Here is an 18209-nt window from a genome sequence, read left to right on the forward strand (position 1 = left end):
TATAAATCGATAGCGTAAAATCCGAAATCATGATTGCAACAACAACTCAAATTCATTCCTCATCAGTTTTTCTCGTTAGTGGTGGAGCTAAAGGTATTACAGCGAAATGTGTCATAAAACTAGCCCAACACCATGATTGTAAGTTTATTCTTTTGGGGCGATCGCAACTTTTGGATACCGAACCTGATTTTGCAATTGACTGCTATGAAGAAGCGGTATTAAAAAAACGCATTATGGAGTATTTCCTCTCCCTAGGAGAGAAACCGACTCCCATGAGTGTGCAAAAAGCGTATAAAGAAATTACTTCTAGTCGAGAAATTAAAACAACTATAGCTACAATTACAGAAGCAGGAGGTGAAGCAGAATACCTCAGCGTTGATGTTACTGATGTTGATGCTTTAAAGACAAAAATTGCAACTATTAGCGAGCGCATCGGAGCAATTACAGGTATCATTCATGGAGCGGGAAACTTAGCTGACAAGTTAATTGAAAAGAAAACTCCAGAGGATTTCGAGAAGGTTTACAATGCCAAGGTTAAAGGATTAGAAAATCTTCTCGCTTGTGTGGAAACAACTCAATTAGAGCATTTAGTTTTATTTTCCTCCGTGGCGGGATTTTACGGTAATATCGGTCAAACTGATTATGCGATCGCGAATGAAATCCTAAATAAATCAGCCCATCAAATTAAACAACGTTACCCATCATGTCATGTAGTTGCAATTAACTGGGGTGGTTGGGACAGTGGAATGGTAACCCCAGAGTTAAAGAAAGAGTTCGCTCGTCGGGGTGTGGAAATATTACCGGTTGAAGTTGGTACGCAAATGTTGGTTGAAGAGTTAGATCCTGTCAATCATCAAACAGCGCAGGTTGTGATTGGTAGTCCCATTACACCACCACCTATACCTTTAGATACGCAAACAAAAACCTATCGAATTCATCGTCAACTCCACCGTGTAGAAAACCCATTTGTGGAAGACCATATCGTGGGAGGTAAGCCAGTTTTACCGGCGACTTGTGCGGTATCGTGGATTATTAATGCTTGCGAACAATTATATCCTGGCTATAAGTTTTTTACCTACAAAGACTTCAAGGTTTTGAAGGGAATTTCTTTTAATGAAACTTTAGCGAATGAATATATCCTGGAAATAAAAGAACTTTCTAAAGTTGATAGCGAAGAGATTATTTTTCAAGCAAAAATCTTGAGTTACAATCAAATAGGAAAAATAAATTATAACTTTAGTATTTCCGAGATTCATTTAGTTAAACAACTTCCCGAACGTCCGACTTACGAGTCATTAAATCTTAATTCCGATAACATTATTACTATTATAGGTGATGATTTTTATCAGCAAGGAAAGTCGGAAATTTTCCCCTTATTTCATGGACTTGCATTTCAAGGAATTACAAAAGTCTTAAATATTAGTCCGAAAAAAATTACTACTGAATGTGTTTGGAAAGGTATATCGGACGAACAAAAGGGTCAATTCCCTGTGATGAGGGTAAATCCCTATTCAATTGATTTAAGTACCCATCCTTTATGGATTTGGATTCAGTATTACCATCAGGAAGTTTGTTTACCCGCAGGCTTGCAAACATATAAGCAATTCGCGCCAACACCAATAAATAAACCGTTTTACGTTTCTTGTGAAGTGAAAACTAAAACAGCAAGTAGCATTAGTGCTGATTATATAGTTCATGACGAACAAGGATTAGTATATTCATACCTTTTAAATACCAAAGGAACTATCATACCTACTGAATCAATTAATAAGTAATAAGTAATAAGTAATGAGTAATGAGTAATGAGTTAAAAAGAAGAAACAATAAGTAATGTTTTTCATTTTCATTCAATTACAAATTACGAATTACAAATTACCCATTACCAACTACCCATTACCCAATCCCCAAATTTATTATGGAAAAAATTGCAATAATTGGCTATTCATGTCTGTTCCCTGGTGCAAAAAATCCGGAAGAGTTTTGGCAAAATCTTATTAATAATCGAGATTCAACTTCATCTATTACTTCTGAGGAGATGGGGATAGATCCGAATATTTTTTATCATCCCAAAAAAGGTGAAGCCGATAAAATTTATTCTTTAAAAGGTGCATTTATTCGTAATTTTGAGTTTGACTCCAATGGGTATAGTTTACCGGGAGAGTTTTTAGAAAGCTTAGATGACACCTTTAAATGGTCGCTCCAAGTTGCAAAACAAGCTTTACAACATAGTGGTTATTTAAATCAAACTTCTTTACTTGCTAAATGTGGGGTAATTTTAGGTACCCTTTCCTTACCAACAAAATCTTCTAATCAATTATTTGCTCCCATCTATGAGCAGGTGCTTGGATCTGCACTCAAAGAACTTTTACAAGATGAAAACTTTAATTTAGCTTCCGTAGAAAAATTAAAAAGACCTGAAAGTTTAAATTCAACTTCAAATTCAAATTCAAATTTAAATTCAAACTCAAACTACAATGCAATGGTTTCTGGTTTACCAGCAGCGATCGTTGCTCAAGCTTTGTCTCTTTCAGATATCCATTTTTCCCTTGATGCTGCTTGCTCTTCTCCATTGTATGCAACTAAATTAGCGTCCCATTATTTATGGACACATAAAGCCGATTTAATGATTGCTGGGGGTATTAGCTGCGCAGATCCGCTATTCTTACGAATGCTGTTTTCGGGAATTCAAGGTTATCCGGAAAACGATTTTAGCCGTCCTTTAGATAAAAATTCCCGGGGTTTAGCTACCGCTGATGGTGTAGGAATGGTAGTTCTCAAACGTCATAGCGATGCAATTCGAGATGGCGATCGCATTTATGGAGTTATCTGCGGTAATGGTCTTTCTAACGATGGTAAGGGTAAACATTTGCTCAGTCCCAATTCTAAAGGACAAGAATTGGCGTTTGAAAGAGCTTACCAAGAAGCACAACTAGATCCAAAAAGTATTGATTATTTGGAATGTCATGCAACTGGTACTTTACTCGGAGATACCACTGAATGTAATTCCGTAGAAAACTTTTTCGGTAAACATCAAGCGAGTCCACTGATAGGTTCTGTCAAAAGCAATGTGGGTCATTTACTTACTGCTGCTGCTTCTGTCAGTTTGATTAAAGTTCTTTTGAGTATGTCGAAGGGAGTGATCCCAGCGACTATCAATATTGATCAACCTATGGGTGAAGAGAATCAAGTAATTTCGCCCCAAAGTATTGTTACCAGTAATACTAATTGGTCAGAGAGTAGAAGTGTGAAAAGGGCTGGTATTAGTGCTTTTGGTTTGGGTGGTACTAATGCTCATATGATTCTCGAGCAGGGAAATTCAGAGACGCTAGTTAATGGGGAAGAACCACTGAAGCTAGCGAAAATGGCGATCGTGGGAATGGATACCTTTTTTGGCGGTTGCGATGGTTTAGATGCTTTTGAACGCAGTATATATGAGGGAAAACAGCATTTTGTTCCCTTACCTCCAAAAAGATGGCATGGAGTTGAAAATCAAACTGAATTGCTGAAAAAGTATAATTTTCCCCAAGGGAAAGCGCCGATGGGTGCTTACATTGAAGACTTTGAAATTGATACTGTCTCCAGCAAAATTCCACCCAACGAACTAGACAAACTTAACCAACAACAACTTTTATTACTCAAAGTTGCTCAACGCGCCTTAAAAGATGCAGATATCAATCCAGGTAGCAATGTTGCAGTTTTAATCGCTAGCGAAACAGAACTTTCGGTTCACCAATTACAACAAAGATGGAATTTAGCTTGGGAGATTAAGGAAGGCTTAATTGCTGGAGAAATTTCCTTAGATACCGATAAAATTAACCAATTAGAAACGATTATTAAAGATGGTATTCATAATCCGGTAGATAGCAGCGAATACGTCAGTTATATTGCTAATATTATGGCGAGTCGGATTTCTGCTTTATGGGATTTTACCGCTCCGACATTTACTATTAGTGCTGGTGAAAATTCTACCTTTAAGGTTTTAGAAGTTGCACAACACCTGTTAACTACCGGAGAAGCTGACGCTGTCTTAGTCGGTGCAGTTGATTTAGCTGGTGGTTTAGAGAATGTTTTGCTTCGGAATCAACAAGCGAAGGTCAATGATAATGTTAACACTTGTTCTTTTGATACTAAAGCTACTGGTTGGATCGTAGGTGAAGGTGCGGGTGCTGTTGTTCTCAAACGTCATGAAATCGCCAAACAGGAGAATCAGCGGATCTATGCATTAATTGATGCAATTAGTTTTGCACAGCAACACCCACAAGAAAATTTAGTAACTGATAAAAATCTATTAACTGACAAGAATCCAGAAACGGTTCAGCAAGTATGTGAAAAAGCTTGCAATCTTGCTGGAATTACACCATCCCAAGTTGAATATTTGGAAGTTTTTGCTAGCGGTATTCCCGAAGCAGATCAAGCAGAAATTACGGGTTTAATTGGAGCTTATCCCAAAGTTGGAAATGAATTAACTTGTGCAATTGGTACGGTTAAAGCTAATATCGGTCACACCTATGTAGCCTCGGGAATTGCTAGTTTAATTAAAACCGCTTTGTGCTTATATTATCGATATATTCCCGCAATTCCCAAATGGTCTGGTGTCAAAGAGGAAAAAATCTGGTCGGGTAGTCCGTTCTATGTCGCTTCAGAATCAAGACCTTGGTTCGTTGGTAAACAAGCAAGCAAAAGAATTGCAGCTATTAATAGTATGGGAAGCGATGGGAATTACGCCCATATAATTCTTTCCGAAGAACCTGAACAAACAAAACGCAGCAGTAATTATTTACAAAAAACACCCTTTTATCTCTTCCCGATCGCAGGTGAAAATCGCGAGCTATTAATAGCTAAGGTCGAAGAATTACAAAATACTATTGATAATGCAGATAATCTTGCTGCAGTTGCAAATCAAACTTTTCATAAATTTCAACAATATTCCCACAAAAGCTACACTGTAGGGATTTTGGGACGGAATCACCAAGAATTAACCAGAGAGTTAAGAGCCGCAATTAAAGGAATTAACCTCGCATTTGAAAAGGGTGAAGATTGGCAAACACCTTTAGGTAGTTACTTTACAGCCCAACCCTTAGGAAAACAAGGAGAAATTGCTTTTGTTTATCCTGCTGCGGTTAATTCCTATATCGGTATCGGTCGCGATTTGTTCCGTTTATTTCCCAAAACCCATGATGACTTAGCAATAAAAAGTGCTGATAGTGTTGCTGCTGATGTTTCCAGTATGGTCTTTCCTCGCAGCTTAAATAAATTATCCATGAGACAGCTGGAAAAACTCGAACAGCAACTTTTAGAGGATTCCTCAGCCATCTTTGAAACTGATATCACATTTGCTAAATTAATTACTAGGATTATCCGTGAAGACTTCCAAATAAAACCCCGATTTGCCTTCGGTTATAGTCTAGGCGAAACCAGTATGATGTCTGCGATTGGCGTCTGGAATGACTTCAATCAAGCCATCAAATCCTTCCATTCCTCTCCACTATTTAGTAATAGATTATCCGGTGCTAAAAACGCCGTACGGGAATACTGGGGATTACCACCTCAAAAGCAATCTTTAAATCGAGAGCAAAACCTTTGGGGTAACTATGTTTTAATGACAACTCCAGAACAACTGAGAAAATTCCTCCAATACGAAAAGTACGCCTATTTAACTCAAATTAATACCCCAGAAGAAGTCATTATTGCAGGAGATCCTAAAGCTTGCGAACGAGTTATTAAAACCTTAGGTTGTAACGCCTTTCGCGCTCCCTTCGACCACGTAATCCACTGCGAAGCGATGCATTCTGAATATGGCGAAATCACCAGGGTTCATAGATTACCAGTTGCAGAAAATATATCTGATATTACCCTGTATTCTTCTGCTAAATACGCCCCAATAGCCATTGAAAGCAACACAATAGCCGAGAGTATCGCTCAAGGTTTATCGCAACAAATAGATTTTCCCAAACTCGTCAATCGTATTTATAAAGACGGAGCCAAAATATTTATCGAAACCGGTGCAGGTAACGTTTGTTCGCGATGGATTGACAAAATTCTCAATAACCAACCACACGTTTGTGTCTCCCTTAACCGCAGGGGTTTAGACGACCGTACAGGATTAATTAAAGCACTAGCAAAACTCTTAAGTCATCAAATATCTATGGATTTATCGCCACTTTACAGTCAAACAGAAGAAACCAGCAAAAAATCAAAATTGACACTACGAAAAGTTACCTTGGGAGGGGAGAGTTTTACTGAGAAGATTTTAACAGCAGAAAACAGAAAACTCTTTCAGAATATCCTTAAAAAACAAACCGTTAAAAAACAAGCAAAATCAAAAATCACTCAAGAGACGATAAACACAAGCACCATTCCCGCAAACAAAAAAACTCAACCCACTCCATCATTGAGCAAAAAACAATCTGCATCTCCAACCAAGCTTGAGAAATCGCCAATGAATAATCTTTCCAGTGCAAATACCTCCAGTAAAAACGTCTCCAGCACAATAGTCAAAGCGATCGCCAAAAAATCCGAAATTCCATCTCGTCCAATCGAGCAGAAACTAGCCCATACAGTCAAGCTCTCTAACTCAAATAAATCTCAATATCAACAATTAACTACCAACAACTCATTAGCGAAAAAAACCCATAGATCTTTCCTTAAATCTCGACATGAATTCAGCCAACAAATTGGTGACATTATTCAATTGCAACTAATTTGTGCAGAACATCTATTGAGTAAGGAGTAATGAGTAAGGAGTAATGAGTAAGGAGTAAGGAGTAATGAGTAAGGAGTAAGGAGTAATGAGTAGTAAGTAAGTAAATAAGTAAGTAAATAAGTAAGTAAATAAGTAAGAAGTAACCTAACCCCAATATGGCTAAAGCCACGCCCTTAGGCTCCGCCGACGCCGCAGGTTCTAGCTGTGCTACCTCCGGATCCATTAACGCTAATCCCAATATGCCGCAAGGCGGTATGCAGTGCTATCCCCAGTCGCAAATCCCCAACATGAACATCACAAACCTCCCATTAAACAAACAAAATAATGGTCTTGGCTATTACACTTCCTCATCCAATCAACATCGAGGTTGGAAAGGTTCATTAGCTTGTGTATCCTTCGATCCTACAGATATTAGAGATAAACTCCAAACATTAAATAAACCATGTTACATCGTCAAAGTCGAAGACCAAATTGGTGTAACTAATGACGGTTATTGTCCCCTTGATAATGGTAAAAAGGCACAGATAGAAGTTTTATTTGACCTTCCTCCCCTATCTATCAAACAATTAGGCGACCCCAATTTCCTCTCCTTTCATAATGTTAAATACGCCTACACAACCGGAGCAATGGCTGGTGGTATCGCCTCAGAGGAAATGATTATCGCCCTAGGGAAAGCAAAAATCCTTGGTTCTTTCGGTGCAGGTGGTTTAACTCCAGAACGATTAGAAGCCGCAATTAACCGCATTCAACAAGCTTTACCCAACGGACCTTACGCATTTAATTTAATTCATAGTCCCAACGATCTTGCAATTGAACGTAAAGCTGTAGATTTGTACCTCAAACATAGGGTAAGAACAGTTGAAGCATCAGCATTTTTAGATTTAACACCCAATATTGTTTATTATCGCGCTGCAGGGCTAAGTGTAAACTCCGCCTCAGAAATAGAAATTAAAAATAAAGTCATTGCTAAAATTTCTCGTCGCGAAGTTGCAAGTAAATTCATGCAACCAGCACCACTTAAAATCCTCAAGCAACTCCTGGAGCAAGGATTAATTACCGAATCACAAGCAACCCTAGCTGCAAAAGTCCCGATCGCCGATGACATTACAGCCGAAGCAGACTCCGGTGGTCATACAGACAATCGACCTTTAGTTTGTCTTTTACCTTCAATAATTGCCTTAAGAGACGAAATTCAGGCAAAATATAACTACAAAAAACCCATTCGAGTCGGAGTCGCGGGAGGAATTGCAACCCCCCAATCCGCCCTTGCAGCATTTATGATGGGTGCAGCCTATGTAGTTACTGGTTCAATTAATCAGTCTTGCATTGAAGCCGGAACCTCTCCGCATACTAAAAAATTATTAGCCCAAGCTGCTATGGCTGATGTGATGATGGCTCCAGCAGCAGATATGTTTGAAATGGGGGTCAAACTCCAAGTACTCAAACGGGGAACAATGTTTCCCATGCGAGCGCAAAAACTATATGAAATATATCGGAATTACAACTCAATTGAAGATATCCCCACAGTCGAAAGAGAGAAATTAGAAAAACAAGTTTTCCGTCAAACTATTGACGAAGCATGGAAAGCAACCGTTGATTATTTATCCCAAAAAAATCCCCAAAAACTCCAAAAAGCAAATAGCAATCCAAAAATGAAAATGGCGTTGATTTTCCGTCGCTATTTGGGACTATCCTCACGGTGGTCTAACTCAGGAGAAAAAGGTCGGGAAGTCGATTATCAAATTTGGTGTGGCCCGGCGATGGGAAGCTTTAATGACTGGGTAAGAAATTCATATTTAGCCGAACCAAATAATCGCCGAGTGGTTGATGTTGCGAATCACATCATGAAAGGAACCGCTTACTTATACAGAATTCAAAATCTCAAAATTCAAGGATTACAACTATCCGATTACTACACTCAATACGTTCCTAATTTTTCAACATTGGAACTTCAACACTAGAATTCCAACACTAGAATTCCAACACTAGAGGTGTGATTAATGATGACTTCAGACATTTCACAAACATTAAATACAGCCGAAGAAATCCAAGACTGGATGACATCAAAGTTAGCAGAAATTATTAAAGTTAGCCCCGAAGAAATAGATATTCAACAATCATTAGAAGATTATGGTTTAGACTCGGCAAATGCCATGGTTTTAGTCACCCAAACTGAAAAAAAATTGGGATTAAAACTATCACCAACATTATTATGGCATTACCCAAATATTGAAGCACTTTCCCAACGTTTAGCCGAAGAAATTGAAGTATCGGGTAAAGATAATAGCCAAACAGTTGAAAATAATCATACTTCACCCTTTGCAAATAGTAAATCTGTACCGAATTTAGCAGCAGAAGCAGTCCTTGACGAAACTATCTATCCTGCATCCAAATCTTTTCACTTTACAGCTAATCCAGAAAATGTTTTCTTAACAGGAGGAACTGGCTTTTTAGGCGCATTCTTAATTTACCAATTACTCCAGGAAACAGATGCAGACATTTATTGCTTAGTCCGGGCTGCTAACTTAGAAGAAGCTAGAAATAAACTCAAAAATAAACTTAAACAATATGCTATTTGGCATGAAGAATATAGTCCCAGAGTTATCCCTGTTTTAGGCGACTTATCCCAACCATTACTAGGTATCAGTAAAGAAGCTTTTGAAATGTTAGCTGCAAACATGGATGCAGTTTATCATAGTGGGGCACAATTAAATTATGTTTATCCTTACTCAGCACTCAAAGCAGCCAATGTTCTAGGAACCCAAGAAGTTTTACGCTTGGGATGTTTAATTAAAGTTAAACCCGTACATTATGTTTCCAGCGTTGCAATCTTTGAGTCCCCTGCTTATGCTGGTCAAGTTGTCAAAGAAAACGATGAATTCAAACATTGGGAAGGAATTTTCCTCGGTTACTCCCAAACCAAATGGGTAGCAGAAAAACTCGTGACAATAGCAGGTGAAAGAGGACTTCCCGTAACCATCCACAGACCACCATTAATTTCTGGAGATAGTCGCACCGGAGTTTGCAATCCAGATGATTTTATTAACTTAGCTCTCAAAGGTTGTATCCAAATGGGAGTTTTCCCCGACGTAGATTATATGTTGGATGCATCCCCAGTCGATTATGTCAGTAAAGCGATCGTTCACCTATCGCGACAGAAAGAATCCCTCGGTCAAGCCTTCCACCTACAGCATCCAGAACCAGTTCCCTTCACCACCTTGATTGATTGGTTGAAATCCTTAGGGTTTTCCATCGCTGTCATTCCTTACGAAAGGTGGCAAAATATGCTAGTGGAAAATTTATCCTCTCCAGATAACCCTCTGTATACTCTACGACCTTTCCTTTTAGAACCTTGGACAGAAGAGGGACTAACCATACCAGATTTATACTTGCAAGCAAACAGACCTATTGTTAGCACTGAAGCGACCGTAGACGCACTTGCTCCCGGTAATGTTGTTTGTCCACCAATAGACTCTCAGTTATTTATGGCTTACTCTACTTACTTAATTCAAAATGGTTTTTTGGAATTAGGTTAGTTTTTTAGATTTGACTTTTTTAGGTTTAACGTCCATCAGTTCCATATTGTCAAGTAGATAATTACTTGGGAGTATGGGACTTTTCTTGTTGAGAATCAATCATATCATTTCTATGTGAAGCTGCGCTAAACACCAAAAGTGAATAGGTTTGTATTGCTTGACTTAGAAAAATAATTTTGCGCATCTGGTCTACTGAAATTATCTCAATAGTCAGCTTACCATCTGATATTTTTGCAAAAGTGAGATGCTCCCAATTGAATGAGGTAGCCAGACTCAGTGAAAAGTAAGAAATAGAATCAACGTGAAAACCGCTTTTAGTGCTTGCTTCCAGGAGCGGTTTTTTAATCTTGCAAACACTCAGAAATATCTATTTTTTTAACTTCACTGCTCGAGAAGATCTTTGCTTGGTTTTGGTCCTCAGCCTTAATATTAGCATCTCTAAAAGAACAGAATGGACCAATAGAAGCTGAAAAACAGCCCTTAATAAAAGCTTGTTTGTCTTCTCCTGTTGCCAGAATATGCAGGTAATTCCCATCAGGTCCGCCTAGCCCATCCATAATCGTATAATTATCACCCTCGAATATAGCTATACTTTTAATTTCGCCTATCTCATTTTTTATCAAATCACAATTTTTAACATCCTTGAGGGCATTTTGGTATTCGTATTCAGTAATAAAATAACTTGAATTGCCAGCGTAGAAAGTTCTTATCTCGGGGGGAATAATTAATCCTGGAAGAGGATAATTATCTACAACTGCAACAAAAGAAATAGTTACCAATACTATTAACGGAACTCCTAGGACTAATCTTTTAGCTATTGGTACTGGATTTATACGTGATGAAGAGATTCTTTCTGCAACTATGCAAGCTATTAAAGGGTTAATTATTGTTGGAAGAAAACCTACACTAGCAGTTAAACTAACCAATATTATTTTTTCTTTTAAAGTATTTAGATTTAGTTTTTTGTTTAAAATAAAAAATAGTAAGAAAGAAATGGCTATTAAGGCGAATACAGGCACATCGTATCCACCGCCCTCCTTTAATGTATAAGAAACACCTATTAAATCTAATATATTATTAGCAAGTGAGATTAAAAAAATATTCACCATATATAAGATAAATACTGTAATCGGCACAAGTAATTTGAATAGCCATGATAGCAGAACAATTAAATTAAATACTGAGCCTAAAAATATAAAAAACAGAATGAATATTAATCTCTTAGTATTTTGTATGTTACCCAGCATCCAGTTTAATATCGCAGAAAATGAAAAAACTACCCAAAATAAAATTGTGTAGCTTAAGGGGTATTCTGAGGGATGTAAAATCCAATTACCTAGGAATTGGTCGCTATGAACATAACTTAGCAGTCCAAATAAAAGGAAGGTAGGTATAGCCCAACCAAATATTAGAAAACTTGTTTTTAATTTGGTTATCATAATGAAATTTGCAATTGTAACGAGTGAGCTTACTCCTAAAGTTAATGTATAACGCTTTTAGAATCCTGAAGGAAAAACTCGCTGTTTGCCTCAAAATCTACTGAGGGTGGGAAAAAAATAGGAGGTCTGCCGCCTTCACCATCACCGCCATCGCCGCCTCCACCCTCGCCGCCTTCACCCTCGCCGCCTTCACCCTCGCCGCCTTCGCCGCCATCACCGTCACTTTCATCTGCGTCTCTTAGGCTTAATACAGAACTTGGGGCTAATTCCTTTTAGTGAGCGAGTCTTTAGCATCACTTAATAAAGATTCTTGAGAATTTGTTATCCCTGTCAACAAATCTTTTTCTGCAGAAGAATCCGTTGTCAAGGTAGAAGTGCTTGGGTTTACTAAGTTGCTAGACTCAATTACATCTGAGTCGAATGGCGTCATTTCAATTGAGCTATCAAGAACAGGAATACTGAAACTTCCTGAACTATTGATTAGATCGCTATATTCTAAAGGATTGTAACCATCCAAAGGATTTTTTGTTTCTAAAATTCCGTTACTTGGGCTAAAAGCTTCTTGAGATAATTCTTTATAACTCATTTCCCTACCTTTATTAGCTTCTTTTAGGTGATTGGCTTTTTTATTATCACCCTACAGCTGGGTATAGTAGATGGTTATCAAGTAGTTAGCAAGCGTAATTAAAAAGCTCAAATTTGTTTTTATTACACATTTTACAAGCATATTTAGCCAAAATAGTTCAATATTCGCCGTTAGGGTTTATACATCTCTCGTTTATTAGTTTTTCTGTTTATTTACAGTCAAAAAAAGTAATAAGCTGTGCTTTCTTTGACAAGCAATCTCACACCCTGACTCTACATCTTCACTATGTAGGAATTGCAGGTATTTGAACTGGAATACAAAAAGCAATTAGCTAATTATTTCCTAATACCAGTTCTTTATAAAGATGCGCTAAATAAAGCTTCGAGAATGTGGTCATAAGAGGTGAGAGAAATAATCACGCTCCCACTGATTTTTTCCAACAGGTTTTACACCAGGAGCGGTAATTAAACGTCCCCCGAATAGTCTTTAACCCAAGACGAGTTTCGTCTTGACACATATATCTGAGTCGTTTACCTTCTCCGAATTCTTCTTGCAAGAATTTGAGGGCTAAAGGAAGTTTTTTTTAAAGTGAGATTGGCTTTGTGGATGCTGTCCACTCCTGTTTGGCACAGGTCAGTACGCCCCTACGGTCAACAAGCATTAGCTCCAATATATAAAAGCTTTTCCCTAGAACGATATCCAATAAACATAGACATGGAAACTCACGGACCATCTTGACAAGGACGAACTAAAAATGCCGTAATTTGGGAGCACGGAAACTGTAAAGTAACCCGCACTCATGAGATGAGAATCTGCAAAACATAGGTAAAGTGAGACGTCAGAAATGAATAGCTCACATAAAAAGACCCAAGACCCAAGTCTTGGGAAGATAATTTATTATTTAACACACACACACTAGCACGTTGCTCTCCGTGCCAAAGTCATTAGGAGTACTCATTAACTCACATGAATATTACTTAAAGGCCTTAGTGTGAGTTTAATAACCTTTTATCAGAGTACTACTAACACTCTGTTACTAGTGTGATATCGATCTTGTTTTTATTGCGACCAAAGTTTGTTAATTTAATCGCTGCAGTCACATAACCCGTGCCATAATTCTGCTATAAATACTAGCTCCAATATGTCAAAGGCTTTTTCCTAGAACGATATCCAATAAACATAGACATAGAAACTCGTGGACCATCTTGACAAGGGCGAACACTATGAATTCTTCCAGAATCAAATAGAATCAATTCTCCAACTTTTGGTTTAATTTTTAATGTCGCACTTGGTAAACTGTTGCGATCAATGATCCCTTCATATTTGTATTCTCGATCCCTTTGTGGAACGGCTCCCAGGCGTTTATCGCGAATTGCTTTTCCTGTCGAGATAGATGGCTTCAGTTCCCAAACCTCTAACTCACCTCCAGATTTAGGAGTTTGTAGATAAATGTTTGCAGATAACTGAGTAATAAAATTGTCAAAGGGATGAGCCGGAGGAATACCAACATCCAAGATATCCCGCGCAAAGATATCTTGGTGGGGTGGTAATTCAAAATTATCCTCGAATACACGACAAATTCCAGCCAACATCGTTTGATTGTGGACATTTTCAATGTGAGCACCCGGTACCCAGATTTCTTGTAATTCAAGTCTGAGTTTATCGAGGGGTGACAAATGAGGAAAACAGGTTTGTCGAAGACTTTGGATCGAAACTTGAGCTTGCTCGTAATAACATTTGAGCATTTCTAAAGAGCAACTAGTTTCAAAAAAAGTAATCCCAGTTCTTTGTACTCCTACATCTGGTACTCTTTTATAACGCTCTAAAGTTCTTTCTTTGATGAGTTCTTGACTAATTTTCTTTGCTTCTCGAGCGGGGTAATAATTAGGAATACGTAGTACAAGATATTTACCATTTAATAGATCGATTAAGTCATTTGATTTTAGTTTCTGGGATATTTTTATTAATACTTTTTGGACTTCTTTATCCCGCAAGCGCAACCCGTATATTCCATATTTTTCATATGATGTTTTCCAAAATTGCAGGGAACTAGGGGATACACCTAAAATTGTCTGTATTTCTTCATAAAAGTAGCCTTGATAAACAAGCTTAACTGCTAATGCTTTTCTTACTTCATTAGCTTCTGGGTGGAGAGCGATAAATTCTTGCAATTGGGCTACACATCGAGAAATTTTTGTGTAGTCTATCATCTCTTCCGCCTTTTCTATAGCCTGTAGATGCAGATTCACCATGGTCTTTTGCTAGAGTGGCACAGCCATAAGTATTTTCGCTTACTGCTTTAAAAAAATCAAATTGAAACCTTGTTTTAATATTCTGTTTTTATGTGTGTATAATTTGTATTTTTGCGAACGCATGAAAACACTGAGAACAATATAAAAAATGACTTAAAATATTATGTACAAATACTTCTAGGAATTTAAAATTAGACAATACTCGATATATAGCTATACTTTATTTATTAGTTGATAATCTTATTTTAGAATTCGCTCGAACTGAAATTTATAAATTCTTAGTGACAATCAAAAGTTATTATAAATATATTTAAATATAGGTATTCTCTGCAGATTTTCAAACGAATAGATTCCTTATAGATGCGATACATTACCTATTTACAATATTATTTTGATGAATGACAGTACTTACGCAAACACGACGATAAATTAGATTTTCGCGATTGCTTTTTTACGTCGCCCGTGCGTAAATCATAAATTATTTAGGATTGCTATAGCTTATGAATAATAATGAATAAAAATAAATAATGTTAGTAGTTAACTTTTTAAGGATTTATACAATATTTTAATTAATAAAAATAGACTTATAAACTACTAGTAATAAATGCGTAGTAAGAATGATTATATAACAAAAAAATTAAGTCAGAAGATTTATTTCAACGATATATTCAAGATAAGTGTAACAAAATATTTAAATATAATTGCGGATAAAAATCAAGCAACAATATATGCACACTTATCGTTAATTATGGACTTTTTAGATATTTATATTTCATGTTTAATAATCATTAACAAACAAAGTTATGATGAAAAACTGTACAAGCTATATAATGGCAGGAAGGTCAAAAAACAACATTAATTTTGACAATTATCTCTTGATTAGCAATGAAAATAGTGGAATAAACTTCGTTAAGTTGATGATTGTGGGAATCTATCGTTAAATGCTTAATTGCTAACTTAAGAGTAAGCTTATCTGGTTGAATGCCAGATATTTTGAGAGGTGTGTAGGAAGAGTTCAATCATTCTATTTGTTGATGTCAATTTCCTAGAAAATTGCAATCAATTTGACTGACTATCATCTTTTTCGTTTTCCCCAGTAAATTTTTGGATAAATAGTGGAAGACACCATATCGAATGCAAAGACATCATCTAGTATATGGCTGCAAAAAATCAAGTTATCACTAACTCCGCAGTTTTGAATTATATTCTAGATAAAAATTCTAAAAATGAGGGAAAACATTTCAAGCTGTATGGATTATAAGTTTCACATTTGTATTGATTACCTCAGGTTCAACCTTCGTTTTTGCAGACTAAATGTTTGATATTTCATTCGTATAAGCCTGACCAAAACAGGTTGGATTAATCTATGCAAGAAAATTTCCACAGAGAATACCTTATTTATTGAATACTGTTTGGTGTAAGCATTCATTTAAGTTGGGAAGTCTTTGCAAATTAAACCTCATTCCCATCCATATCTATAATTTGTAATTGGGTCAACGCTCAAGTTTTCAAATTGGATGTGGTTGATTAAAAAAATTAAAATCCGCATTTGGGTGAATTTAAACTCAGTCGGATTGAACAATTCTCCTTTCAAATTTGGGCATTGGTTAATTATTAATGAGTAAATCGACTGTTATGAATGATACCTGGCGACCTGTGCCAGCAAATTTAACTCTGTTGCAAGATGAGATCCACGTTTGGCGAATCAATCTTGATATACCAGAAGAAAGGGTACAACAGCTATTAGAAACATTATCAACAGATGAGGTCGCTCGTGCTGACCGATTTTATAAAGAGCAACATCGCCAAAGGTTCATCGCCGGTCGTGCTACGCTGCGCAGTATTTTGGGTCGTTATTTGGATATAGAACCACAAAAATTAGAGTTTTGTTATGAGCCTTTAGGTAAACCTGTTTTAGCGGAGACTTGTGGAGGAAATCAACTGCACTTTAATTTATCTCATTCTCAGGATTTAGCATTATGTGCAGTTAATCGCGATCGCCCAATTGGGATAGACCTAGAGTATATTTCGCCAATTTCTGATGTTCTCAACCTTGCAAAACAGTTTTTTTCTCCTAAGGAATATTCAATAATGCGATCGCTTCCACCGCACCAAAAACAACAAACCTTTTTTCGCTATTGGACTTGTAAGGAAGCTTATTTGAAAGCAACGGGTGCAGGGTTAGCACAGTTACAAGAAATTGAAATAAATCTCTCCCCTGGAGAAAGCGCCAAATTGAAAACAGATTCTAACTGGAGTTTACTAGAACTAGTTCCCCAAAGAAATGCTGTTGCTGCAGTTGCAATTAAGGGTTCTGGGTTTAGTTTAAAGTGCTGGCAATATTCATAAAATTGAGGGGTGGGGAATTGGGAAGTGTATTTAGCAAAGGAATAGAGGAAACTAAGGGAGTGAGGGAGAAAAATACTCGATCTTATACCCACAATTCCAATTGCGAACACTAAGCAATACTTACTTTACCTAATTCCTAATCCCCAATCGCCATTCGCCGCTCGCGGCGCGCGGGCTCACCCAATCCTCCATCACTGCATCTCTACCCATTCGATAATACGGTTCCATACCCACCAGGGGTCTGGGTCATTGGCTTGTTGCTGACCTTTTTTGCTATTTATATAACCAATATGACCGCCATATTTGGTTAATAGTAAATCAATTGCTGGGTTCCCACTACAAGCAGTTTTTAAGTCATCAACAATATCTGGGAGAAAAAATGGATCGTCTTCGGCATAAATAATCAAAGTTGGTTTTAAAATGTTTGGCAGTAACTGCAAAGCACTGCTGGCATCATAGTAAGATTCCACACTGGGAAAACCCAATCGATCAATTACTAACTCGTGATCGAAGCCCCAAATACTCCGAGCACGTTTGATCGCATCCGGGTCTAAGCTTCCAGGGTGAGCCTCATGGATCTTCCAAGCAAGTTGTTTCAAATTTTTGGCAATTCTGGATTCAACGAATTTGCCAAAAGGATAGGAAACTAAGTAAGCTAAGGATCGCTTAGAGTCCAAGTTAGGGCAAACTGCTGCAACTCCACCAATATCATCAGATTGAATTCCAATATCGGTAGTTTGTTTTTTGAGTTCTGTTGCTGCTTTATTACCCCATAAAGCTAATTGTCCTCCCAAGGAATAACCAACGAACCAATACTTTGCTGGACAACCAATTGCTGCAGCACCTGCTGCTATGCGAACAAAATCATCCCCCTCAAATAAACCATCACTAGTTAAAGTGGGGGATAGTTCCGCTGATTTACCATGGGCGCGCCAATCAAATAAAATCACTGCATAGCCGCGATTATATGCTTTACGTGCCAAAATCCTGAGTGACCACTCACTTTCAAGGTCGCCCGTAATGCCGTAGGTGGCGATAATGGTACCGCGAGGATTTTCGGGGATCGCAACCAAGCCGTATAAGGGTACATCTTGGAATCCGCGAAAAATATGTTCTTTATAAGGCAAATCGGGACTATTTGAGGTTTTTTCCCAGTATTTTTTGCCCCACAAAGCAGAATATATAGTCATTCGCACACCATTTTGTAAAAACCGAGACGGTTTATAGGCGGCATTACACAACATATTAGTAAAGTTCTATCTAATGACTCACAATCCTTTTATCTTAATATTTATGTTATATTTAAATTCTTTTTTATAATCAAGACAGCAGTCTTTGTAATTC

12 protein-coding genes are annotated in these 18209 nt (G+C 37.4%); 6 read left to right on the forward strand and 6 right to left on the reverse strand.

Annotated features, from left to right (window positions below; all coding sequences use genetic code 11):
* Positions 1 to 29: 29 nt before the first annotated feature.
* From QNJ50_RS00710 to QNJ50_RS00725, 4 genes are all read left to right on the forward strand, one after another.
* Positions 30 to 1775: an SDR family NAD(P)-dependent oxidoreductase gene (locus tag QNJ50_RS00710; protein ID WP_300631007.1), complete on the forward strand. Its 1746-nt coding sequence runs from the start codon at positions 30 to 32 to the stop codon at positions 1773 to 1775.
* Between the two features lie 140 nt (positions 1776 to 1915).
* Entirely contained in the window at positions 1916 to 6733 is a 4818-nt protein-coding gene (locus QNJ50_RS00715) for a PfaB family protein (protein ID WP_300631009.1), read from the forward strand.
* Positions 6734 to 6990: 257 nt separating this feature from the next.
* Complete coding sequence (locus QNJ50_RS00720; RefSeq protein WP_300631148.1) at positions 6991 to 8664, forward strand: PfaD family polyunsaturated fatty acid/polyketide biosynthesis protein; 1674 nt, start codon at positions 6991 to 6993, stop codon at positions 8662 to 8664.
* A gap of 39 nt (positions 8665 to 8703) precedes the next feature.
* Positions 8704 to 10239: a thioester reductase domain-containing protein gene (locus tag QNJ50_RS00725; RefSeq protein WP_300631011.1), complete on the forward strand. Its 1536-nt coding sequence runs from the start codon at positions 8704 to 8706 to the stop codon at positions 10237 to 10239.
* Positions 10240 to 10580: 341 nt separating this feature from the next.
* Here the strand turns inward: QNJ50_RS00725 and QNJ50_RS00730 are convergent, their stop codons facing one another.
* The 3 genes from QNJ50_RS00730 to QNJ50_RS00740 all read right to left on the reverse strand — a co-directional run bounded on the left by QNJ50_RS00730 (position 10581) and on the right by QNJ50_RS00740 (position 12264).
* Positions 10581 to 11678, reverse strand: coding sequence for a hypothetical protein (locus tag QNJ50_RS00730; RefSeq protein WP_300631013.1), 1098 nt, complete (start codon positions 11676 to 11678; stop codon positions 10581 to 10583).
* A gap of 97 nt (positions 11679 to 11775) precedes the next feature.
* Positions 11776 to 11907 (reverse strand): hypothetical protein, encoded by a 132-nt coding sequence (locus tag QNJ50_RS00735; protein ID WP_300631015.1) that lies wholly within the window; start codon positions 11905 to 11907, stop codon positions 11776 to 11778.
* 33 nt (positions 11908 to 11940) lie between these two features.
* Positions 11941 to 12264 carry a hypothetical protein gene (locus QNJ50_RS00740; protein WP_300631017.1) on the reverse strand — a complete coding sequence of 108 codons (324 nt, stop codon included), beginning with the start codon at positions 12262 to 12264 and terminating at the stop codon, positions 11941 to 11943.
* 606 nt (positions 12265 to 12870) lie between these two features.
* Between QNJ50_RS00740 and QNJ50_RS00745 the strand changes: the two genes are divergently transcribed.
* Positions 12871 to 13002, forward strand: coding sequence for a hypothetical protein (locus QNJ50_RS00745; protein WP_300631019.1), 132 nt, complete (start codon positions 12871 to 12873; stop codon positions 13000 to 13002).
* 392 nt (positions 13003 to 13394) lie between these two features.
* On the opposite strand, the gene QNJ50_RS28525 is transcribed toward QNJ50_RS00745, so the two are convergent.
* Together QNJ50_RS28525 and QNJ50_RS00760 are read right to left on the reverse strand one after the other, a co-directional pair.
* Positions 13395 to 14474: a 2OG-Fe(II) oxygenase gene (locus tag QNJ50_RS28525; RefSeq protein WP_366914201.1), complete on the reverse strand. Its 1080-nt coding sequence runs from the start codon at positions 14472 to 14474 to the stop codon at positions 13395 to 13397.
* A gap of 884 nt (positions 14475 to 15358) precedes the next feature.
* Entirely contained in the window at positions 15359 to 15535 is a 177-nt protein-coding gene (locus tag QNJ50_RS00760) for a hypothetical protein (protein ID WP_300631021.1), read from the reverse strand.
* Between the two features lie 598 nt (positions 15536 to 16133).
* Between QNJ50_RS00760 and hetI the strand changes: the two genes are divergently transcribed.
* Entirely contained in the window at positions 16134 to 16865 is a 732-nt protein-coding gene (gene hetI, locus QNJ50_RS00765; protein ID WP_300631023.1) for a 4'-phosphopantetheinyl transferase HetI, read from the forward strand.
* Between the two features lie 191 nt (positions 16866 to 17056).
* Here the strand turns inward: hetI and QNJ50_RS00770 are convergent, their stop codons facing one another.
* The gene (locus QNJ50_RS00770; protein WP_300631025.1) at positions 17057 to 18109 is read right to left on the reverse strand and encodes an alpha/beta fold hydrolase; all 1053 of its coding nucleotides are present in this window, start codon (positions 18107 to 18109) and stop codon (positions 17057 to 17059) included.
* Between the last annotated feature and the right edge of the window lie 100 nt (positions 18110 to 18209).

Source organism: Mastigocoleus sp. MO_188.B34, from assembly GCF_030065675.1.
Classification (GTDB): domain Bacteria; phylum Cyanobacteriota; class Cyanobacteriia; order Cyanobacteriales; family Nostocaceae; genus Mastigocoleus.

Excerpts from the sequence above, each read along its gene's own strand:
- QNJ50_RS00710 (WP_300631007.1), top strand. The coding sequence starts at position 30 with ATGATTGCAACAACAACTCAAATTCATTCCTCATCAGTTTTTCTCGTT.
- QNJ50_RS00715 (WP_300631009.1), top strand. The coding sequence starts at position 1,916 with ATGGAAAAAATTGCAATAATTGGCTATTCATGTCTGTTCCCTGGTGCA.
- QNJ50_RS00720 (WP_300631148.1), top strand. The coding sequence starts at position 6,991 with ATGAACATCACAAACCTCCCATTAAACAAACAAAATAATGGTCTTGGC.
- QNJ50_RS00725 (WP_300631011.1), top strand. The coding sequence starts at position 8,704 with ATGATGACTTCAGACATTTCACAAACATTAAATACAGCCGAAGAAATC.
- QNJ50_RS00730 (WP_300631013.1), bottom strand. The coding sequence starts at position 11,678 with ATGATAACCAAATTAAAAACAAGTTTTCTAATATTTGGTTGGGCTATA.
- QNJ50_RS00735 (WP_300631015.1), bottom strand. The coding sequence starts at position 11,907 with ATGAAAGTGACGGTGATGGCGGCGAAGGCGGCGAGGGTGAAGGCGGCG.
- QNJ50_RS00740 (WP_300631017.1), bottom strand. The coding sequence starts at position 12,264 with ATGAGTTATAAAGAATTATCTCAAGAAGCTTTTAGCCCAAGTAACGGA.
- QNJ50_RS00745 (WP_300631019.1), top strand. The coding sequence starts at position 12,871 with ATGCTGTCCACTCCTGTTTGGCACAGGTCAGTACGCCCCTACGGTCAA.
- QNJ50_RS28525 (WP_366914201.1), bottom strand. The coding sequence starts at position 14,474 with ATGATAGACTACACAAAAATTTCTCGATGTGTAGCCCAATTGCAAGAA.
- hetI (WP_300631023.1), top strand. The coding sequence starts at position 16,134 with ATGAGTAAATCGACTGTTATGAATGATACCTGGCGACCTGTGCCAGCA.
- QNJ50_RS00770 (WP_300631025.1), bottom strand. The coding sequence starts at position 18,109 with ATGTTGTGTAATGCCGCCTATAAACCGTCTCGGTTTTTACAAAATGGT.